The following is a 20,052-nucleotide window of genomic DNA, read 5'->3' as shown; positions in this document are numbered from 1 at the left end:
CGGCCTCGCTCCCCTCGTCAGAGCTGGATCCAGGCCGTTTTCAGGTCGGTATATTTGTCGAGCGCGTGCAGCGACTTGTCGTGACCGTTGCCGGATTGCCGGACGCCGCCGAGCGGCACCGTATTGTCGGCGCCGCCATAGGTGTTGACGTGCACGACGCCGGCCCGGATGCCGCGCACCATCCGGTGCGCGCGCGACAGGTTCGCGGTCCAGACGGCCGACGCCAGACCGTATTCCGTCCCATTGGCGATCCGGAGCGCGTCCGCCTCGTCGTCGAAGGGAATGACTGCGAGAACCGGGCCGAACACCTCCTCCTTTGCCAGCTTCATATCCGGATCGACGTCGAAGACGGTCGGCTGCATGTAGTAGCCGCCGGTTTCTTCAAGGATGCGCTTGCCGCCCCAGCGCAGGCGCGCACCGTCCTCTTTAGCCTCGCGGACGAATGCGAGGTTCTTCCGGAGTTGCACATCGCTGGAGATCGCGCCGGCCTCTGTCGCAAGAAGCAAGGGGTCACCGACCTTTATGGATGCCGCTATCGCTGCCACCTTCTCCGAGAAGGCTTCGTGGATCGAGCGCTCGACAAGCAGCCTAGAGCCGGCGACGCAGACCTGTCCGGAATTGCGGAAGATGCCATAGGCGGAAATGCGCGCCGCCTGATCGAGATCCGGCGCGTCGGCAAAGACGACGTTCGGCGACTTGCCGCCGAGTTCGAGATAGACGCGCTTCAGGTTAGAGCGGGCGGAATATTCGAGCAGGCGCCGGCCGACGCCACCGGATCCGGTGAAGGCGAGCACGTCGATATCGCCATGCAGACCGATCGCCTCGCCCGTCGTCGCACCGCGGCCGGTGACGACGTTCAGGACGCCCTCGGGCAGGCCAGCCTCGGCGCAGATTTCCGCAAGCCGGAGCAGGCTGAGCGACGCGCCTTCGGCCGGCTTCAGCACGACGGAGTTGCCGGCGGCGAGCGCCGGCGCGATTTTCCAGGCGCCGATCATCAGCGGGAAGTTCCAGGGGACGATCGCAGCGACCACACCGATCGGTTCGCGATGGATGAGGCCGAGGATGGTATCGGCCGTCGGCGCGATCTCGCCATAGACCTTGTCGAGCGCCTCGGCATAGTAGCGAAAGGTCCCGGCGGCACTGCCGGGCTCCGCCTTCAGCGCCATGGAAATTTCGGTGCCGTTGTCGCGCACCCCGAGGACCGCCAGTTCCAGAGCCTGCGCCTCGATGATTGCGGCAATGCGGGTCAGAACCTTCTTGCGCGCCGCTGGTGCCGCCCTCGACCAGCTTCCCTTCTCGAAGGCGGTGCGGGCGGCTCGAACGGCCGCGTCGACATCGCCGGCATCCGCATCGGCAATCGTCGTCAGATGGCGTCCGTCGATCGGCGAGACGACATCGAGGGTTTGGCCGGACAGGCTCCCCTGCCAGCGGCCGCCGATGAACAGCTTCTGCCCCGCGATGGAAAGGTTCCGCAATTGATCGATCTTGTCCTGCATGATGTCCGGTCCCGTTTGACTTGCAGGGACGGCGGCTAACCCGCCATCCCTAACCTTGGAAGTTTATGCTCAGATCTCCTGGCCGGCACCGAGGCGGGCGAACTCGATCGGATTGCCCGACTTCAATGACGCCGCCAAGAAGAGCCCGATGACCCCAAAGATCACGACGAGCCCCGGCAAGAACACCGCGAGCATGCCGGTGGCGCCGGCGAGATCGCCGAAATTGGCGGCGATCGCAATGATGACGGCAATGAGGATCAGGCCCGTGACGACGGGAATGACCTTGGTCACCAGCGGGTTCGTTTCAAGGCCGGGATTGCGGTTGAAGAAGGCGACGATCGCAAAGGCGGTAAAGGCCATCAGTGTCATGACGGCGAGCGTGCCGACATTGGTGAGCCAGGAGAACAGCGCCAGCACCGGATCCTGACCGGTTGCGGCAAACAGCGCCACGACGAGCACGGCGATCACCGTCTGGATCAGCGAGCCTACATGCGGGCTGTGATAGACCGGATGGGTGACGCCGAGCGAAGCCGGCAGCAGCCGTTCGCGTCCGGCGACATAGAGGTAGCGGGCAACGCCGTTGTGGAACGCCAGCACGCCGGCAAACAGGCTGGTGACGAACAGCACGTTCATCAGCGGCGGCAGCCAGCCACCGGCATAACGTTCGGCAAGGCCGAAGAGGAAGGTGGTCGGGTCGGCAAGCCCCTGCAGTTCCGGCACCAGCTTGTCGGCACCGGCGGCGTTCACCATCAGCCAGGAGGTGAACATGTAGAAAACGCCGATGATGAGAACAGAGATGTATGTCGCGCGCGGCACGGTCTTTTCGGGGTCACGGGCCTCCTCGCTGTAGATCGTCGTCGCCTCGAAGCCGATGAAGGCGGCAAAGCAGAAGAGAATGCCGATCGACGGTGAACCGGACAGAATGGCCGAGGGCGTGAACGAGACCGTGTTCAAGCCGCTGTCACCACCCTTGGCGAGGATCGCCACGTCGATAACCAGCACCACGAGATACTCAAGGATGACGAGGACGGTCAGCACCTTGGCGGAGAGATCGACGCGGCGATAGCCGAGAACGCCGACCGCGGCGATGCCGATGAAGGTCCAGACCCACCAGGGCAGGTCGATCCCGAAGCCGGCGAAAAGCCCCGCGGTCGCCGCGCCGAAGAGGCCGAAGACGCCGATCTGCATGGCGTTATAGGCAAGGATCGCGATCATCGCCGCGGCACCGCCCATCAGCCCGCCGAGGCCCTGTGCCGTATAGGCATAGAAGGCGCCGGCATTGCGTATATGCCTCGCCATGGCGACATATCCGACCGAGAACAGAAGCAGGATCGCGGTGACGATCAGGAAGGTGCCGGGAATGCCCGCACCGTTTCCGAGCATCATCGACAATGGAACGCCGCCGGCAACCGCGGTCAGCGGTGCAGCGGCGGAAACGACGAGAAAGGTGACGGCGCCGACGCCGAGGGCGTTCTTGCGCAATTGGTTCGCCCCGGTCACGGGCGCAGGCGAATTGGTCATGGTCTTGGCTCCCCTTGCTGGCGCGAACGCCTTTTCGCCTCCGGTCCTTTTCTCCGGCGGCTGCTCCCTGAAGCGGACTGGAGGCGCGGGGCTTGCTTTTTGTCTTTGCCGCGCAAGTCTTTCGGTTCATTATTTGAACCTTAGCTTCAAATATAGACTTGCAAATTGCATCTGGCCCTGTCAAGTTATTTCGCATGTTAAGTATCTCGACCCAGAACGACCGGGAGAGCGGGTCTACCGCTCCTTAGGAGGGAACAGGCGAGAGGACTGACAGGCGCTCGACAACGGAGGAATGGATGAGCACCATCGGTAAGGCCCTGACTTTGCTCGACGCGATCTCGCGCCTGGAGAAGGAAGCGGGCTTGAGCGACATCGCCCGCCACTGCGGGCTCGACAAGGCGACGGCGCGGCGCTTCCTCGTCGAACTGGAAAAACACGGCTTCGTTGAGCAGGACATGGAGACGCGCCGCTATCGGCTCGGCGGCGCGCCGGTCCGGCTTGCGCGTATTCGCGAGACGCGTTTTCCCTATCTGAGCGTGGCGACGCCTTTCGCCCGGGAACTCGCGAGTCTCACCGGCGAGACCGTACACCTCTCCGAACATGCAGCCGGTCGCCTCTCGACCATCCACGTGGAGGACTCACAAAGGGCGCACCGGGTCATCGTCGATATCGGCAGCATCCTGCCCTTCCATGCGACCGCGTCCGGCCTCGGCTTTCTCGCCTTCTGCGCGCAGAAGGACATCGACGCGGCGCTGTCGGTGCCGCTCCAGGCCTACACCGACCAGACGCTGACCGACCCGACCGCTCTGCGCCAGACCTTGGGCGAGACGCTCCGGCGCGGCTACTCGATCTGCCATCACGGGCTTGAGACCGGCGTGGTCAGCGTCGCCGCCCCGATCCGGGCGCCGGGAAGCCTGCCGGTTGGAGCCATCGCCGTCGCAGCGCCGTCAACGCGCGCGGAAAAGGAGACGGTGGAGCAGATGGGTCGTGCCGTGATGGCAACGGCCCGGCGCATTTCCGAAAGACTTTTCGGGTTGGAGCAGGTTGCTGCCGATCCGCTGGCAAGGAGGGCCGGCTGATGAATGCAATGAACCGTCTCCCCAATATCCTGGTCGTGGGTACGGGAGACACCAAATGCGACGAACTCCAGTTCATGGCGTCCGTCATCCGCGACGCCGGCGGCCTGCCCGTGATGATGGATGTCAGCATTCTCGGCGACCCACCCTATGTGCCCGAATATTCCCGCCATGACATCGCCGAAGCGGCCGGCGTCACCATCGCAGCAATTGCCGCCAGCGGCGACGAGCACAGTGCCATGGCGCTGATGGCAGAAGGTGCCGCCGCCCTCGCCCGCTCGCTCTACGACGCTGGCCAGGCCGATGGCGTCATCATTCTCGGCGGCTCCATGGGCACCGACCTGGCGCTGGACGTTGCCGCGGCGCTTCCGCTCGGCGTGCCGAAATTCATCGTCTCGACGATTGCCTTTTCGCACCTGCTGCCGCCGGAACGCATCGCCCCCGACCTGATGATGATCCTGTGGGCCGGAGGGCTCTACGGCCTCAACGGCATCTGCCGCTCCGTGCTTTCGCAGGCCTGCGGCGCCATTGTCGGCGCGGCGCGTTTCGGCACGAAACCGCACGGGTCGCGGCCGGTGATCGGCATGACCTCGCTCGGCTCGAGCTGCCTCAAATACATGAAACACCTGAAACCCGAACTCGAACGCCGCGGCTACGACGTCGCCGTCTTCCACGCAACCGGCATGGGCGGGCGCGCCTTCGAGGCGATTGCCGCTGAGAAGGGTTTCACCGCCGTCTTCGACCTCTGCATCCAGGAGGTCAGCAACCACCATCATGGAACGGTCGTCACCTCAGGACCGGACCGGCTGGAAAATGCCGGACGCTCCGGCATTCCGCAGATCGTCGCACCCGGTGCCGTCGACATGGTCGACCTGCCCGCCTGGCAACCGGTTCCGGAGGTTTTCGCCGATCGTCCCTACCATGCCCACAACCGGCTGCTCGGCTCCGTGACCACCGCGTCGGAAGGGCGACGTGAGATCGCCCGGGTCATCGGCGGAAAACTTGCCGGCACCGGTGCCGAGGTCGCCTTCATCCTGCCGCTGAAGGGGATCCAGGAATGGGACCAGCCGAACGAGCCCCTGCACGAGCCCGACGCGCTCGACGCCTTCATCGACGAGATGCGCCGGTCGATCCCGTCAGGCGTCGCCTTGCACGAAGTCGACAGCCACATCAACGCGCCGGAATTCTCGAAGGCGGCACTGGCGATCTTCGACGACTGGGTGGCGCGCGGCATCGTGCCCGAGGGCCGGCCATGACGAACACCATGACCGAACGCGCCTTGATCCTCGATTTCGGCGGCGTCGTCACCCGCACGCTGTTCGAAACCCACGACATCACCGAACGCGCGCTCGGCCTTGCGGCCGGCACACTCACCTGGCGCGGGCCCTTCGATCCGGCAAGCGATCCGCTCTGGGCGGCGATGCAGCGGCGCGAGATCACCGAGCGCGACTACTGGACGACACGCACGCGCGAGGTCGGACAGTTGCTCGGCGAAGACTGGAGCGACATGAAGACCTTCGTGCAGCGAGCACGCGGGGCGGAACCCGAACTCGTGCTGCGCCCTGAAGCACGCGACGCGATCCTTGCGGCTCACAAATCCGGTATCCGGCTCGCGATCCTCTCCAACGAACTCGACCTCTTCTACGGCGTCGCGTTCCGTAAGCGTTTTCCGCTGATCGAGCTCTTCGAGACGATCGTCGACGCCACCTACACCAACGTCCTGAAGCCGGATCCGCGCGCCTACGAGCTGGTGCTGAACCAGCTCAACTTGCCGCGCGAGGCCTGCGTCTTCGTGGATGACCAGTTGAAGAACATCGAGGGTGCGCGGGCCGTCGGCCTGCCTCACGTCCATTTCGACGTCACCCGCCCCACCGAGAGCTATGCCCGGGCGCTTCGGATGCTCGGCCTCGAACTGACAGGAGCATGACCATGCGCGAAACCAACTTCCTCATCGAGAACAATGCCCGCCACCTCTGGCACCCGATGGCCCATCCGGCCGAGATGCAGGCGAGCCCGCCGCGCATCATCAATGCCGGCGAGGGCGTCGAGATCGTAGACATCCACGGCAAGAAGGTGCTCGATGCGGTCGGCGGGCTCTGGAACGTCAATCTCGGCTATTCCTGCGAACCGGTGAAGGAGGCGATCCGCCGCCAGCTCGACGAGCTGCCCTATTATTCGACCTTCCGCGGCACCACCAATTCGCCGCTGATCGAGCTTTCCTACGAACTCTCGGAATGGTTCCGCGAGGATGGCCTGACCCGCTCCTTCTTCACCTCTGGCGGCTCGGATTCCGTCGAGACCTGCCTCAGGCTTGCCCGCCAGTATCACAAGCTCAACGGCCAGCCGGAGCGCACCAAGTTCGTCGCGTTGAAAAAGGGCTATCACGGCACCCATTTCGGCGGTGCCTCGGTCAACGGCAACGCCAATTTCCGCCGCAACTACGAGCCGCTGCTGCCGGGCGTCTTCCATCTGCCGGCCCCCTACACCTATCGCAACCCGTTCGACACCACCGATGGCGCCATCATTGCAAAGGCGATCGCGCGGCTTTTTGAAGACGAGATCGCCTTCCAGGGCGCCGACACGATCGCGGCACTGATCATGGAGCCGGTGCTCGGCGCCGGCGGCGTGATCGTGCCGCACGAGACCTTCATGCCGCTGATGCGCGAGATCTGCGACCGCCACGGCATCCTCCTGATCGCCGACGAAGTGATCACTGCCTTCGGCCGCACCGGCGCCTGGACCGGCTCGCGCCTCTTCGGCGTGAAGCCGGACTTCATGTCGACCGCCAAGGCGATCACCAACGGCTACTATCCCTTCGGCGCCGTGATGATCGCCGACAAGGTTGCGCAAGTCTTCGAGAGCAACAGGACGGCCGCCGGATCGATCGGCCATGGCTACACCTATTCCGGCCACCCGGTCGGCGCGGCGGCAGCCGTTGCAACACTCAAGGAGACGCGCAAGCAGAACGTGGCGGCCAATGCCAAGGCGCGCGGCGAAGAGCTGATCGCCGGCCTCGAAGCGCTGAAGGCCCGGCACGAGCTGATCGGCGACGTGCGCGGCAAGGGGCTGATGTGCGCCCTCGAACTGGTTTCTGACCGCGAGAAGAAATCAGGCGCCGCGAAGGACATCGTGCAGAAGGTCCAGGACGTGACCTATGACGCTGGCGTCATGGTGCGCACCTCGGGCGCCAACGTCATCCTGTCGCCGCCGCTGATCGTGACCGCCGAAGACGTCACCCGCATCCTCACGGCGCTCGACGCCGGCCTCTCCGCCGCAAGGGGTTAGGAGCATGACCGGCAACGCGGATCTGATCGCGCGCCGCGAGCGGCTGCTCGGGCGCAACATGTCGCTCTTCTACGAAGAGCCGGTGCATCTGGTGCGCGGCGAGGGCGTCTGGCTTTTCGACGCCGACGGCCGCCGTTATCTCGACTGCTATAACAATGTGCCGCATGTCGGCCATTGCCATCCACGGGTGACCGAGGCGATTGCCCGGCAGGCATCTACCCTCAACACCCACACCCGCTATCTGCATGAAGGCATTCTCGACTATGTCGAGCGGCTGACAGCCACCTTCGACAACAGCCTCGACACGGCGATCCTCACCTGCACCGGCAGCGAGGCGAACGATGTCGCGTTGCGCATGGCCCAGGCCGTAACCGGCAAGACCGGGGTGATTGCCACCGACCACACCTATCACGGCAATACGGTAGCCGTGTCGCAGCTTTCGACCCGCATGCCGCCGGTCGGCGGCTTCGGCGGACACGTCCGCCACGTGCCGGCGCCGGACAGCTACCGGCCGCTCGGCGGCGAGCCGGGTGCGGCCTTTGCAGCGGCGTTTACCGCCAAGGTCGAGGAGGCGATCGCCTCGCTTGAAGCGAGCCCGCACGGTTTCTCGGCGCTGATCATCGATCCCTTCTTCGCCAACGAAGGTTTTCCGGAATTGCCTGCGGGCTTTCTCGACGGCGCCGTCGCCGCCGTCAGGAAGGCGGGCGGCCTTGTCATTGCCGACGAGGTCCAGCCGGGTTTCGGTCGCACCGGCGGCCATATGTGGGGACACCAGAAGGCCGGCATCGTGCCCGATATCGTCACGCTCGGAAAACCGATGGGCAACGGCCACCCGATCGGAGGGGTGGTCGCGGGTGCCGATATGCTCAACGCGTTCCGCAAGGCGTTTCGCTACTTCAACACCTTCGGCGGCAACCCGGTCTCCTGCGCGGCGGCCATGGCGGTGCTCGACGTGATCGAAACTGAGAAGCTCATCGAGAACGCCGCCGATGTCGGCGCCTATGCCAAGGCCGGTCTCACGCGGCTGGCGGAGAAACACGGGATGATCGGCGATATCAGGGGCAGCGGCCTGTTCTTCGGTGCCGAACTCGTCATCGACCGCGCCGAAAAAACACCGGCGAGCACGCTCGCGACCAAGGTGGTCAACGCAATGCGAGAGCGAGGCGTGCTGATGGGCAAGCTTGGTATCCACCAATGCACGACGAAGATCAGGCCGCCGATGCCGTTTACCCGTGACAATGCCGATTTCATGCTGTCGACGCTCGACGACGTGCTCTCGGGTCTTTGAGCCGTCGATGGTTACCGACCTGCCGCCGCACTTTCGCGCCGCGCTCGACCGGCGGGCCCGACAGGCGCTCGTCCACTGGGGCGCCGCCGACCAGCGACCGGAGTTGCTGAAGTATCGGGAAAACGCCGTATTCCGCGTCCGTCTCGGCGACGGCCGCCCCGCAGCGCTGCGGCTGCACCGCGCCGGCTATCACGGCGAAGCAGCCCTTCGCTCGGAGTTGCAATGGATGGCAGCACTCGGCGATGGCGGTCTGGCGGTGCCGCGGCCGATCGCAGCGGCGGACGGACGCCTGCTTGTCGCCCTGCCTGACGCCGGCGATTTTACCGCGCAGCACGCCGATATCATCGGCTGGATGGACGGACAGGCGCTCGGAGAAAGCGGAAAGCCGCTGTCCCACGCGCCCGAAAAGCTCGGCGCGATCTTCTCGGCACTCGGCGCCACCATGGCCGAGATGCACAATCTCGCCGACCGCTGGACTCCACCGGAGGGATTCTGGCGTCCCGCCTGGGATGCGGAAGGCCTGCTCGGCGAGCGGCCGCTTTGGGGACGGTTCTGGGACTGCGACGCCCTGTCTTCGACGCAGGCAGCAGCGCTTTCGGCGTTGCGCCATGATCTTCGGCGAAGGCTGGCGACGCTACCCGCTCAGGATTTCGGATTGATCCATGCGGATCTCGTTCGGGAAAATGTGCTCGTCGGCGAGAGGGGCGTAGTCTTCATCGATTTCGACGATGCCGGCTACGGTTTTCGCCTTTTCGACATCGCCACCGCGCTTCTGAAAAACCGCCGCGAACCTGCCTATGAGGCCATCGAGGCGGCTCTTATCGCCGGCTATCGCAGCAGGCGCAGCCTGACGGAGGAAGCGCTGTCCGGTCTGCCGCTGTTTCTGGTGTTTCGCAGCCTCACCTACATCGGCTGGTTTGCCGCTCGCCCGGAACTGCCCGGTGCGCGCGAACGCGTCCTGCGCTACGCCGACGAGACGCTGGCGCTCGCAGACGAATTGGGTTTCAGATGATCGGGGCGCTGCCGCAGCCCTTAGTCGTTGAGGGTCGCCAGCTCGTCCAGCATGTCGAGCAGGACTTCGACACGCTCGCGGCCGTAGCGGGTTTCGAGCTCCTCGTAGATCGCCCGGCTCTCCGGGCTGACATCGGCGATCACACGCATGCCCTCGGGCGCGATCTCGAGCAGCACGCGCCGGCCGTCGTCGGCGTCCTTGTGCTTGGTGATCAGGCCGCGCTCCTCGAGCGAGCGGATGATGCGGGTGAGGCTCGGCGCCAGGATGAAGGCCTTGTCGGCCATCTCGGAGGCATCGACCCGGCCGGCCTCGGCGAGAATGCGGATCACCCGCCATTGCTGCTCGGTGATATCATGGCGGGCGAGCATCGGGCGGAAATGCGCCATCACCGCTTCACGGGCGCGCAAAAGGGCGATCGGCAGCGATCGACGCGTATTGTGCGGCAGAAGGGCGTCATGGCCCAGGTCATCAGGTTTTTTCTCGCGGCTCATGGGCGTTCTATCGGACATTTTCTTTCGTTCCGCAATTGGCAGGCGCGGGCAGTGACTCCGGGCTGCTTGACACCGCCATCAATTTCATTAACGTGTTAAATATATGAGAGCGCATCGGGAGGAAAGATGCCGCACCTGACAATCGAATACTCCGCCAATCTCGACGGCCGCGTCGACTTTGCGAAGTTGTGCCGCACGATCCACGCGACCATCCTCGGCACCGGCCTGTTCGAGCTTGGTGCCGTCAGGGTGCGCACGATCCAGAGCTGTGACTATGCGATCGCCGACCTTTTGCCGGAAAACGGCTTCATCGACCTGTCCTTCCGCATCGGCCGCGGCCGCACGGCGGCCGAAAAGAAGGTGACCGGGGAAGCCATTTTCAAGGCTGTGAGCGACGAGCTTTCCTCCCTGTTCGAGACACCGCATTTCGCCCTCAGCCTAGAGATCCGTGAGATCGATCCGGAGCTGAGCTGGAAGAAAAACGCCATTCACCCCAGGCTGCGCGCCTCCAACGGCTGAGCGCGGCCCTCTCACAAAAACAGCAGTGCGCGGCGAAAGTCTGCGCCAGCATCGGAGACCATCATGTCCAAGCTCGAAGAAAACCTCGCCAAGGCCGAACGCTACCTCGCCCGCTTCAAGGGCGAAGGCGTGCTCAACCATATCAACGGCGAGGCGGCGCCGGCGCTAGACGGCGAAACCTTCGAGACGATTTCGCCCGTCGATCTGAAGCCGCTCGCAAGGATCGCCCGCGGCAAGGCTGCCGATATCGACCGGGCGGCAAAGGCTGCGAAGGCCGCTTTCGCCGAGTGGGCGGCCATGCCCGGCGAAGCACGCAAGAAACTGCTGCATAAAATAGCCGACGCGATCGTCGCCCGCGCCGAGGAAATCGCCTTCGTCGAGTGCATGGACACCGGACAATCGCTGAAGTTCATGGCGAAGGCGGCGCTGCGCGGTGCGGAAAACTTCCGCTTCTTCGCCGACCGGGCGCCGGAGGCGCGCGACGGCAAGGTGCTGCGCGGCGGCAACCAGATCAACATGACGACCCGCGTGCCGATCGGCCCGGTCGGCATCATCACGCCGTGGAACACGCCGTTCATGCTCTCGACCTGGAAGATCGCGCCGGCGCTTGCCGCCGGCTGCACGGTCGTGCACAAGCCGGCGGAATTCTCGCCGCTGACCGCACGGCTGCTGGTGGAGATCGCCGAGGAAGCGGGCCTGCCGAAGGGGGTCTGGAACCTCGTCAACGGCTTCGGTGAGGATGCCGGCCGTGCGCTGACGGAACATCCCGATATCAAGGCGATCGGCTTCGTCGGCGAAAGCCGCACCGGCTCGATGATCATGAAGCAGGGCGCCGAGACGCTGAAGCGCGTTCATTTCGAGCTTGGCGGCAAGAACCCGGTGATCGTCTTTGCCGACGCCGATCTCGAACGGGCCGCCGATGCCGCGGTTTTCATGATCTACTCGCTGAACGGCGAGCGCTGCACCTCGTCCTCGCGCCTTTTGGTCGAAGACAGCATCTACGATCGCTTCACGGCGCTCGTCGCCGAAAAGGCGAAGCGCATCAAGGTCGGCCATCCGCTTGACCCGGAAACCGTCGTCGGCCCGCTCATCCATCCGGTGCACGAGAAGAAGGTGCTCGACTATATTCGCATCGGCCGCGAGGAAGGTGCGACCGTTGCAGCCGGCGGCGAGAAGTTCGCCGGTCCCGGCGGCGGTTGCTATGTCAGCCCGACACTCTTCACCGGTGCCAACAACGGCATGCGCATCGCCCAGGAGGAAATTTTTGGGCCGGTGCTGACGGCGATCCCGTTTGCCGACGAGGCGGAAGCGCTGGCGCTTGCCAACGATACGCAATACGGCCTGACCGGCTATCTCTGGACGTCCGACGTTACCCGGGCCTTCCGCTTCACCGACCATCTCGAGGCCGGGATGATCTGGGTGAACTCGGAAAACGTGCGCCACCTGCCGACCCCCTTCGGTGGCGTCAAGAGCTCGGGCATCGGCCGCGACGGCGGCGACTGGTCGTTCGATTTTTACATGGAAACCAAGAACATCGCCTTTGCCAGCTCGGCGCATGCGATCGCCAAGCTCGGCGGTTGAGCGCGCTGGCAGAAATATCTGGAGGAGACATCAATGCCCTTGCCGAAACCGAACCTTTATCCGCCCTTCAACATCGTGCGGCTGAGCCATGTGGAACTCGCCGTCACCGACCTTGCCAAGTCCCGCGCCTTCTATGTCGACGTGCTCGGCCTGCAGGTCACCGACGAGACGGCGGACACGATCTATCTGCGCGCCATGGAGGAGCGTGGCCACCATTGCATCATCCTCAAGAAGGCGGCGACTGCAGAGGCGCGCGACCTCGGCTTCAAGGTCTATGGCGACGAGGATCTCGAAAAGGCGGCGCATTTCTTCAAGGGCAAGGACTTGCCGGTCGAATGGATCGAACGTCCCTATCAATCGCGCACCTTCCGCACCCGCGATCCGCAGGGCATCCCGCTCGAATTCTATTCGAAGATGGACCGCCTGCCGCCGATTCACCAGAAGTATGCGCTCTATCGCGGCGTCAAACCGCTGCGCATCGACCATTTCAACTGCTTCTCGCCCAATGTCGACGAGGCGGTCGCCTTCTACAACGAGATCGGTTTCCGCGTGACGGAATACACGGCCGATGAAGAAACCGGACGGCTCTGGGCCGCCTGGACCCACCGCAAGGGCGGCGTTCACGATATCGCCTTTACCAACGGTCGCGGCCCACGCCTGCACCACACCGCCTTCTGGGTGCCGACGCCGCTCAACATCATCGACCTGCTCGACCTGATGTCGACCTCGGGCTGGCTCGCCAATATCGAGCGCGGCCCCGGCCGCCACGGCATCTCCAACGCCTTCTTCCTCTATGTCCGCGATCCGGATGGCCATCGGATCGAGATCTACTGCTCGGACTACCAGACCGTCGACCCGGACCTTGAGCCGATCAAGTGGGACCTGAAGGACCCGCAGCGCCAGACGCTCTGGGGTGCGCCGGCGCCGAAATCCTGGTTCGAGGAAGGCAGCGCCTTTGCCGGCGCCGAGATCCGTGACTCGATCCTCAAGGCCCAACCGATCGTCGCGCCCTGACATTTTCGAAAGACGGATCGGGTAAAGCGGCACAAACGACGGGAGGATGCGGATGGATCAGAAGAGTTTCGGCGAATGGTCGCTGAAGGCGGCGAAATGGGGTGCCGACTATCGGGCGTCGCTCCGCGACCGGCCGGTGCGGGCGCAGACGGCACCGGGGGCGATTGCCGCCCAGATCCCGGCGCAGCCGCCGCGCACCGGCGAGGACATGCAGGCGATCTTCGAGGACTTCGAAAAGATTATCCTGCCCGGCATGACCCATTGGCAGCATCCGCGTTTCTTCGCCTATTTCCCCGCCAACGCCGCCCCCGTCTCCGTCGTCGCCGAATATCTCGTCACCGCCATGGCGGCGCAGTGCATGCTCTGGCAGACCTCGCCGGCGGCGACCGAGCTTGAGACGAAGGTGCTCGACTGGCTGCGCCAGGCGATCGGCCTGCCCGAGGGCTTCTCCGGCGTCATCCAGGATTCGGCCTCCTCGGCGACGCTCTCGGCCGTGCTGGTCATGCGCGAGAAGGCGCTCGGCTGGAATGGCAACAAAAAGGGTCTTTCCGGCCAGCCGCAACTGCGCATCTACTCGTCGGATCAGGTCCACACCTCGATCGATCGGGCCATCTGGGTGTCGGGTATCGGCGAGGAGAACCTCGTGCGCATCCCGGCGAAGGGGGCGCGGCGCGCAATGGACACAATCGCGCTAGAAGCGGCGATCCTGAAGGACAAGGCAGCAGGCCTGTTGCCGGCCGGCGTGATTGCCTGCACCGGCGGCACGAGCACGGGTGCCTGCGACGACATCGCCGAGGTGGTGCGGGTCGCCCACGCGCACGGTCTCTACGTCCATGTCGACGCCGCCTGGGCCGGGGCCGCGATGATCTGCGAAGAGTTCCGCCATCTCTGGTCCGGCGTCGAGGCGGCGGATTCCGTCGTCTTCAACCCGCACAAATGGCTCGGCGCGCAATTCGATTGCTCGGCGCATTTCATCCGCAGCCCGGACGACCTGGTCAAGACCCTGGCGATCCAGCCGGAATACCTGAAGACACATGGTCGCGACGGCATCATCAACTATTCGGAATGGACGATCCCGCTCGGGCGGCGATTCCGCGCGCTGAAACTCTGGTTCCTGTTGCGCTTCCATGGCCTGGACGGCTTGCAGACGATGATCCGCAACCATGTGCGCTGGTCCGAGCGGCTGGCGGAGCGGCTTGGTGCGCGCAAGGATTTCGAGATCGTCACAGCGCCGATGCTGTCGCTGTTTTCGTTCCGCCATCTGAGCGAAGGGGATCCGGACGCCCATACCATCGCGCTCGTCAACGCAATCAACGACGACGGCCGCATCTACCTGACCCAGACCCGCGTCGACGGCCGCGTGGCGATCCGTTTCCAGGCCGGACAGTTCGACATGACGGAAAAGGATGCGGAAACGGCGTTCGACGTGATCGTCGAGGTCGCCGCCGCGCTCGACGGACACCACGAAAGAACGAAGGCTTCCCGATGACCCCTCCCCGTTTCGTCACCTTTTCTGTCGGAGATCGGCGGGGCTACGGTCTCGTTTCCGGCAATGGCCTGATCGACCTCTCCAAACGTCACGGATCGACCTACCCGACCCTGCGCGAAGTCATCGAGGCGGGCGCCCTTACCCGGCTTGCAGAACAGGCGGCGGGATTGGCAGCCGACTGCTCGCTTGATGACATCCGCTACGAAATCCCGGTGCCGGCGCCGGAAAAGATCATCTGCGTCGGCGTCAATTTCCCCGACCGCAACGAGGAATACAAGGACGGCCAGGCAGCACCCGCCAACCCGTCGCTGTTCATCCGCTTTCCGCGCTCGTTCACCGGTCACGGTCAGCCGCTGATCCGCCCACCGGAGAGTCCGCAGCTCGACTACGAAGGCGAGATCGTCATCGTCATCGGCAAAGGCGGCCGTCGCATCCCCGAGGCGAGCGCCCTCGACCATATCGCAGCACTTTCGCTCTGCAATGAGGGCACGATCCGCGACTGGGTGCGCCACGCCAAGTTCAACGTCACCCAGGGCAAGAACTTCGATCGCACCGGCTCGATCGGTCCCTGGCTGGTGCCCTTTACGGATGAGGCCCAGCTTGCCGATATCAGGCTGGAAACCCGGGTGAACGGCGAGGTACGCCAGCAGGACCGCACGAGCCGGATGATCTTCTCCTTCCGCAAGATCATCAACTATGTCTCGACCTTCACGACGCTGGTTCCGGGCGACGTCATCGTGACCGGCACGCCAACCGGGGCCGGCGCCCGCTTCGATCCTCCGATCTGGCTGAAGCCCGGTGATGTCGTCGAGATCGAGGCCGAAGGCATCGGCACGCTCATCAACCCTGTCGCCGACGAGGCCTGACGTCATGCTCGAAAAGTCCCAGATCGAGGCGGCGGCCATCGCCCTCGACACCGCCGAACGCGAGCGTGTCCAGACCGGGCTGCTGTCACTCAAACATCCTGAAATGACCATGGACGACGCCTATGCCGTCCAGTCCGCCTGGGTGAAAAAGAAGATCGCCGCGGGGCGCCGGGTGATCGGCTGGAAGATCGGCCTCACCTCGAAGGCAATGCAATCTGCGCTGAACATCGACATCCCAGATTCCGGCGTGCTCTTCGACGACATGCTGTTCGAGGATGGCGCGCGCGTTCCGGGCAATCGTTTCATCCAGCCACGCATCGAGGCCGAGATCGCCTTCGTGATGAAGGCACCGCTCGCGGGGCCCAACGTCACCGTCTTCGACGTGCTGAACGCCACCGATTACGTGACGCCGGCACTCGAAATCCTGGACACCCGCATCCTGCGCGTCGATCCGGAGACGAAGAAGGCGCGCACCATCGTCGATACCATCTCCGACAATGCCGCCAATGCCGGCATCGTTCTCGGTGGGCGGCAGATGCGGCCCGATGCGATCGACATGCGCTGGATGGGTGCGATCGTCTCGCGCAACGCCGAGGTGGAGGAGACCGGGCTCGGCGCCGGCGTGCTCAACCATCCGGCCCGCGGCATCGCCTGGCTCGCCAACCGCCTTTCGCTCTATGGCGATCGCATCGAGGCCGGCCAGATTGTGCTTGCCGGTTCCTTCATCCGTCCGGTCGAGGCCCGCCATGGCGACACCATCGTCGCCGACTTCGGCCCCTCCGGCACCGTCAGCTGCTACTTCGAATAGGACAGACCATGCCCGCTCCGCGCAATCCATTCAAACAGGCGCTCGCCGAGAAGCGCCCGCAGATCGGGCTCTGGCTGGCGCTTGCCAACCCCTATACCGCCGAGGTCTGCGGCGGCGCCGGTTTCGACTGGCTGCTGATCGATGCCGAGCATGCCCCGAACGACGTGCCGCTTCTGGCAGCGCAGCTTCAGGCGCTTTCAGCGTCGCCAAGCCACGCGATCGTGCGCCCGCCGATCGGCGAAACCTGGATGATCAAGCAGATCCTCGACATCGGCGCACAGACGCTTCTGGTGCCGATGGTCGAAAGCGCCGAACAGGCCCGCGCGCTGGTGCGGGCCGTGCGTTACCCGCCGCATGGGGTGCGCGGCGTCGGCGCTGCCCTTGCCCGCGCGTCGGCCTTCAACCGCATCCCGGATTATCTGCAGACCGCCAATGACGAGATCTGCCTGCTCGTACAGATCGAGAGCCGCGCCGGTCTCGCCGCGCTCGACGCGATCGCGACGACCGACGGCGTCGATGGCGTGTTCATCGGCCCGGCCGACCTCGCCGCCGACATGGGTTTCCTCGGCAAGCCGGGCGCGCCGGAAGTGCAGGAGGCGGTCGAAGCGGCGCTGCTGCGCATTCAGTCGCACGGGAAAGCGGCCGGCATTCTTACGTCCGATCCGGCGCTTGCCCGCCGCTACCTCGAACTTGGCGCCACCTTCGTCGCCGTCGGCAACGACGTCAGCCTGCTGGTCGGCGCGACGTCCAAGCTCGCTGCGGAGTTCAAAGCTCGGAGTGGCGATGCCGGAACGACAGGGCGATCGGGCGGCACTTACTGAAGCGCGCTCGGTGCATCGACTTGGTCGGAGACAATCGTCATGATTCAATCTGACCAAGGAGATGCAAAGGGAACCGAAAGAACCGACTGCCGACGACCTGTTGCCGCGGACGGTAAAGGTCGACCGGGACGAAAGACGACGCCATTTGACACTCGAAGCATTTCAGATGTCGACGCAGGCTTTCTTATCGACCACCAGACGTTACGGGCCTGGGCCAATAGCCTCGACATTCCCTCCACCGAATCCGGTTTGAGGAATCGTGACGCGGGAGTATAGCGGTTCCACGCCCACCAGCATTGGATCCCGCTCATGACCGATACCGTTCTCGACCGCTTCCTCCGTTATGTCGTCATCGACACCCAGTCCGACGCCAGGTCGAAGACCCAGCCTTCCACGGAGAAGCAGAAGAACCTGGGTCGCGTGCTCGTCGAGGAACTGCTGGCGATCGGCCTTGCCGATGCCCATCTCGACGAGAACGGCTATGTCTACGCCACCATTCCTTCGAACGTGGACAAGCCGGTGCCGGTCATCTGCTGGTGTTCGCACATGGACACGGCGCCCGATTTCACGGGAACCAACGTCAAGCCACAGATCGTCAGCAACTACCAGGGCGGCGATATCCAGCTTGTAGGCGACCCGCAGCAGGTGATCCGCGTCGCCGACCATCCGGTTCTGAACGACCAGATCGGCAATGACATCGTCACGACCGACGGCACGACGCTGCTCGGCGCCGACGACAAGGCCGGCCTTGCCGAAATCGTCACTGCCGCTCAAGTTCTCGTCGCCAATCCCGATATCAAGCACGGCACGATCAAGCTGCTCTTCACCACCGACGAAGAGATCGGTCGCGGCGTCGACAAGGTCGATCTGAAAAAGCTCGGTGCCGAGTTCTGCTATACGGTCGACGGCGAAACCGCCGGCCATATCGAGGACGAGACCTTCTCCGCCGATGGCGTCGAGATCGTCATTCATGGCGTGGCGATCCATCCGGGTTTTGCCAAGGACAGGATGGAGAACGCAATCAAGATTGCCGGGGCGATCATTGGCCGGCTACCAAGAGACGTGTCTCCCGAAGGCACAGAGGACCGCGACGGCTTCGTGCATCCGACCGGCGTGACCGGCTCCATGGACAGGGCGCAAATCGGCCTCATCGTGCGCGACTTCGACGAGGCTGGCCTTACCCAGAAGGAAGCGATGCTCGAGTCCATCGTCAAGGACGTGATGAAAGCCTATCCGGGTTCCACCTATAGTTTCGAGGTCAAGCAGCAGTACCGCAACATGAAGGCGATCCTCGACCGCCACCCGGAGATCGTCGAGAACGCCATCGAGGCGATCCGCCGCGCCGGCATGCAGCCGATGCGCGGCAGCATCCGCGGCGGCACCGACGGTTCGCGGCTTTCCTTCATGGGCCTGCCGTCGGCCAATCTCTTTGCCGGCGGTCATGCCTTCCACTCGCCGCTCGAATGGGTGAGCCACCAGGACATGGAGTTGAGCGTGAAGACGCTGGTCGAACTGGCAAAGATCTGGGCCGAGCGCGCCTGACATTTTTCCAGTAACGGGCCGCCTGACAGCGATAGGCGGCCGCCCCTTCTCCAAAGGAGACGTCCGATAGGCACGGGATGGACGAGGATCATGCGATGAGTCCGGCGCGAGGTTCAAAACGCGCGCCGGCAAAGCCCGCTTCGCTCGCAACGAACCCGCCGACCTTCGAGCACATCGTCACCGGCGTCAACGAAAGCTTCCTCTGGCGTCTCGACAACTATCCCTGGGAACGCAACGTCTGGAACTTCCATCCGGAGATCGAAATCCATCTCATCCGCAAGGCCACAGGCCTTGCCTTCGTCGGCGACCATATCGGCCAGTTCGGTCCGGGTTATCTCACCGTCATCGGCAGCAACCTGCCGCATGACTGGGTGACGGTCACCGAGCCCGGCGAGGTGATCGAAGGGCGCGACATCGTCATGCAGTTTCATCCGGACCGGATGCGCGAGATCACCGACGCGCTGCCGGAATTTGCAGAACTCGAAGCCTTCTTTGCCCGCGCTGAGCGCGGGCTGGTGTTTCACGGGGACGCCCGCCGGCAGGGCGCGGACCTGATCGAACGAATGGGCGGCCTCAAGGGGCTCTCACGCCTTTCGCTCTTCATCCAGTTGCTGGACCTCCTGGTCAACACCGAGGAGTACGAGCTGCTGTCATCGCCGGAATTCGCGCCGGAACTCGATCAGGAATCGCTGGATGTGCTGCGCCGGGCGCTTGCCTTCATCTACGAGAACATCGCCACCGACATCCATCTGGCCGATCTCGCCGAAGGCGCCGGGATGAGCGAAACCGCCTTTTCGCGTTTCTTCAAGAAGAACACCGGCAACACCTTTACCGACCACGTGAACAAGCTGAGGATCTGGCAGGCCTGCAAGCTGCTCGCCGAGACCGACATGCCGATCACCGACATCTGCTTCGAGGTTGGCTATCTCAACATCTCGAATTTCAACCGCACCTTCCTGCGTCAGCACAAGATGACGCCATCGGCTTACCGGCGGCTGACCAGCCAGCGCCGGACCTCCCGCTCCTAGGCGCAATTTTCGGCGCCAACGATGAATCCTTGCATTTGCTGCGCTGCAAATAGTCCTATGTGGGTAGAACTCCGCATGAAAGTATAGAATCGCCGCATCGGGCACGCTAGTTCGGCGGAGTGTAAGGTCTATCATCAGGATCAGCGAAACGGTTCGCTATGAGGAGACGCACCGGACCTGAGGAGTATCCGGCGCGCATCGCAGACCTGGGGAGG

General features: G+C 64.2%; 18 protein-coding genes. 15 read left to right on the top strand and 3 right to left on the bottom strand.

Annotation, left to right across the window (positions count from 1 at the left end; all coding sequences use genetic code 11):
- Nucleotides 1-17: 17 nt before the first annotated feature.
- Complete coding sequence (locus tag C1A35_RS27720; protein ID WP_104667451.1) at nucleotides 18-1,496, bottom strand: aldehyde dehydrogenase; 1,479 nt, start codon at nucleotides 1,494-1,496, stop codon at nucleotides 18-20.
- A 69-nt stretch (nucleotides 1,497-1,565) separates the two neighbouring features.
- Nucleotides 1,566-3,017, bottom strand: a complete 1,452-nt coding sequence (locus C1A35_RS27715) for an APC family permease (RefSeq protein WP_104667450.1) — start codon at nucleotides 3,015-3,017, stop codon at nucleotides 1,566-1,568.
- A gap of 296 nt (nucleotides 3,018-3,313) precedes the next feature.
- Between C1A35_RS27715 and C1A35_RS27710 the strand changes: the two genes are divergently transcribed.
- From C1A35_RS27710 to C1A35_RS27685, 6 genes are read left to right on the top strand one after another with little or no spacing between them, the layout of a single operon-like run.
- Entirely contained in the window at nucleotides 3,314-4,096 is a 783-nt protein-coding gene (locus tag C1A35_RS27710; protein WP_104667449.1) for an IclR family transcriptional regulator, read from the top strand.
- On the top strand, nucleotides 4,096-5,349 hold the full coding sequence (locus C1A35_RS27705) for a Tm-1-like ATP-binding domain-containing protein (protein ID WP_104667448.1): 1,254 nt from the start codon (nucleotides 4,096-4,098) through the stop codon (nucleotides 5,347-5,349). The genes C1A35_RS27710 and C1A35_RS27705 overlap by 1 nt, the downstream gene beginning before the upstream one ends.
- The gene (locus tag C1A35_RS27700; RefSeq protein ID WP_440271569.1) at nucleotides 5,346-6,020 is read left to right on the top strand and encodes an HAD family hydrolase; all 675 of its coding nucleotides are present in this window, start codon (nucleotides 5,346-5,348) and stop codon (nucleotides 6,018-6,020) included. The genes C1A35_RS27705 and C1A35_RS27700 overlap by 4 nt, the downstream gene beginning before the upstream one ends.
- A 2-nt stretch (nucleotides 6,021-6,022) precedes the next feature.
- Entirely contained in the window at nucleotides 6,023-7,378 is a 1,356-nt protein-coding gene (locus tag C1A35_RS27695) for an aspartate aminotransferase family protein (protein ID WP_104667447.1), read from the top strand.
- Between the two features lie 4 nt (nucleotides 7,379-7,382).
- Nucleotides 7,383-8,666 carry an aspartate aminotransferase family protein gene (locus C1A35_RS27690; RefSeq protein ID WP_104667446.1) on the top strand — a complete coding sequence of 428 codons (1,284 nt, stop codon included), beginning with the start codon at nucleotides 7,383-7,385 and terminating at the stop codon, nucleotides 8,664-8,666.
- 7 nt (nucleotides 8,667-8,673) lie between these two features.
- Complete coding sequence (locus tag C1A35_RS27685) at nucleotides 8,674-9,678, top strand: phosphotransferase enzyme family protein (RefSeq protein WP_104667445.1); 1,005 nt, start codon at nucleotides 8,674-8,676, stop codon at nucleotides 9,676-9,678.
- A 20-nt stretch (nucleotides 9,679-9,698) separates the two neighbouring features.
- Here the strand turns inward: C1A35_RS27685 and hpaR are convergent, their stop codons facing one another.
- A complete protein-coding gene (hpaR, locus tag C1A35_RS27680; protein WP_104667444.1) occupies nucleotides 9,699-10,187 on the bottom strand; it encodes a homoprotocatechuate degradation operon regulator HpaR in 489 nt (162 codons plus the stop codon).
- A gap of 108 nt (nucleotides 10,188-10,295) precedes the next feature.
- Between hpaR and C1A35_RS27675 the strand changes: the two genes are divergently transcribed.
- From C1A35_RS27675 to C1A35_RS27635, 9 genes are all read left to right on the top strand, one after another.
- Complete coding sequence (locus tag C1A35_RS27675; protein WP_104667443.1) at nucleotides 10,296-10,688, top strand: 5-carboxymethyl-2-hydroxymuconate Delta-isomerase; 393 nt, start codon at nucleotides 10,296-10,298, stop codon at nucleotides 10,686-10,688.
- Nucleotides 10,689-10,751: 63 nt separating this feature from the next.
- Complete coding sequence (gene hpaE / locus C1A35_RS27670) at nucleotides 10,752-12,269, top strand: 5-carboxymethyl-2-hydroxymuconate semialdehyde dehydrogenase (RefSeq protein WP_104667442.1); 1,518 nt, start codon at nucleotides 10,752-10,754, stop codon at nucleotides 12,267-12,269.
- A gap of 33 nt (nucleotides 12,270-12,302) precedes the next feature.
- Nucleotides 12,303-13,283: a 3,4-dihydroxyphenylacetate 2,3-dioxygenase gene (gene hpaD, locus C1A35_RS27665; RefSeq protein ID WP_104667441.1), complete on the top strand. Its 981-nt coding sequence runs from the start codon at nucleotides 12,303-12,305 to the stop codon at nucleotides 13,281-13,283.
- A gap of 52 nt (nucleotides 13,284-13,335) precedes the next feature.
- Complete coding sequence (locus C1A35_RS27660) at nucleotides 13,336-14,772, top strand: pyridoxal phosphate-dependent decarboxylase family protein (protein ID WP_104667440.1); 1,437 nt, start codon at nucleotides 13,336-13,338, stop codon at nucleotides 14,770-14,772.
- On the top strand, nucleotides 14,769-15,638 hold the full coding sequence (locus C1A35_RS27655) for a fumarylacetoacetate hydrolase family protein (protein WP_104667439.1): 870 nt from the start codon (nucleotides 14,769-14,771) through the stop codon (nucleotides 15,636-15,638). Before C1A35_RS27660 ends, C1A35_RS27655 begins: the two co-directional genes overlap by 4 nt.
- Nucleotides 15,639-15,642: 4 nt before the next feature.
- On the top strand, nucleotides 15,643-16,446 hold the full coding sequence (gene hpaH / locus C1A35_RS27650; RefSeq protein WP_104667438.1) for a 2-oxo-hept-4-ene-1,7-dioate hydratase: 804 nt from the start codon (nucleotides 15,643-15,645) through the stop codon (nucleotides 16,444-16,446).
- A gap of 8 nt (nucleotides 16,447-16,454) precedes the next feature.
- Nucleotides 16,455-17,267 carry a 4-hydroxy-2-oxoheptanedioate aldolase gene (hpaI, locus tag C1A35_RS27645; protein ID WP_104667437.1) on the top strand — a complete coding sequence of 271 codons (813 nt, stop codon included), beginning with the start codon at nucleotides 16,455-16,457 and terminating at the stop codon, nucleotides 17,265-17,267.
- A gap of 309 nt (nucleotides 17,268-17,576) precedes the next feature.
- Nucleotides 17,577-18,809 carry a peptidase T gene (gene pepT / locus C1A35_RS27640; protein WP_104667436.1) on the top strand — a complete coding sequence of 411 codons (1,233 nt, stop codon included), beginning with the start codon at nucleotides 17,577-17,579 and terminating at the stop codon, nucleotides 18,807-18,809.
- A gap of 95 nt (nucleotides 18,810-18,904) precedes the next feature.
- Nucleotides 18,905-19,837, top strand: a complete 933-nt coding sequence (locus C1A35_RS27635) for a helix-turn-helix domain-containing protein (RefSeq protein ID WP_104667490.1) — start codon at nucleotides 18,905-18,907, stop codon at nucleotides 19,835-19,837.
- Nucleotides 19,838-20,052: the final 215 nt, after the last annotated feature.

The organism is Ensifer adhaerens (assembly GCF_002940685.1).
GTDB classification, from domain to species: Bacteria; Pseudomonadota; Alphaproteobacteria; order Rhizobiales; family Rhizobiaceae; genus Ensifer; species Ensifer adhaerens_E.
The sequence above is the reverse complement of the archived record's forward strand: the minus strand, read 5'-3'. Positions and strand labels throughout refer to the sequence as shown.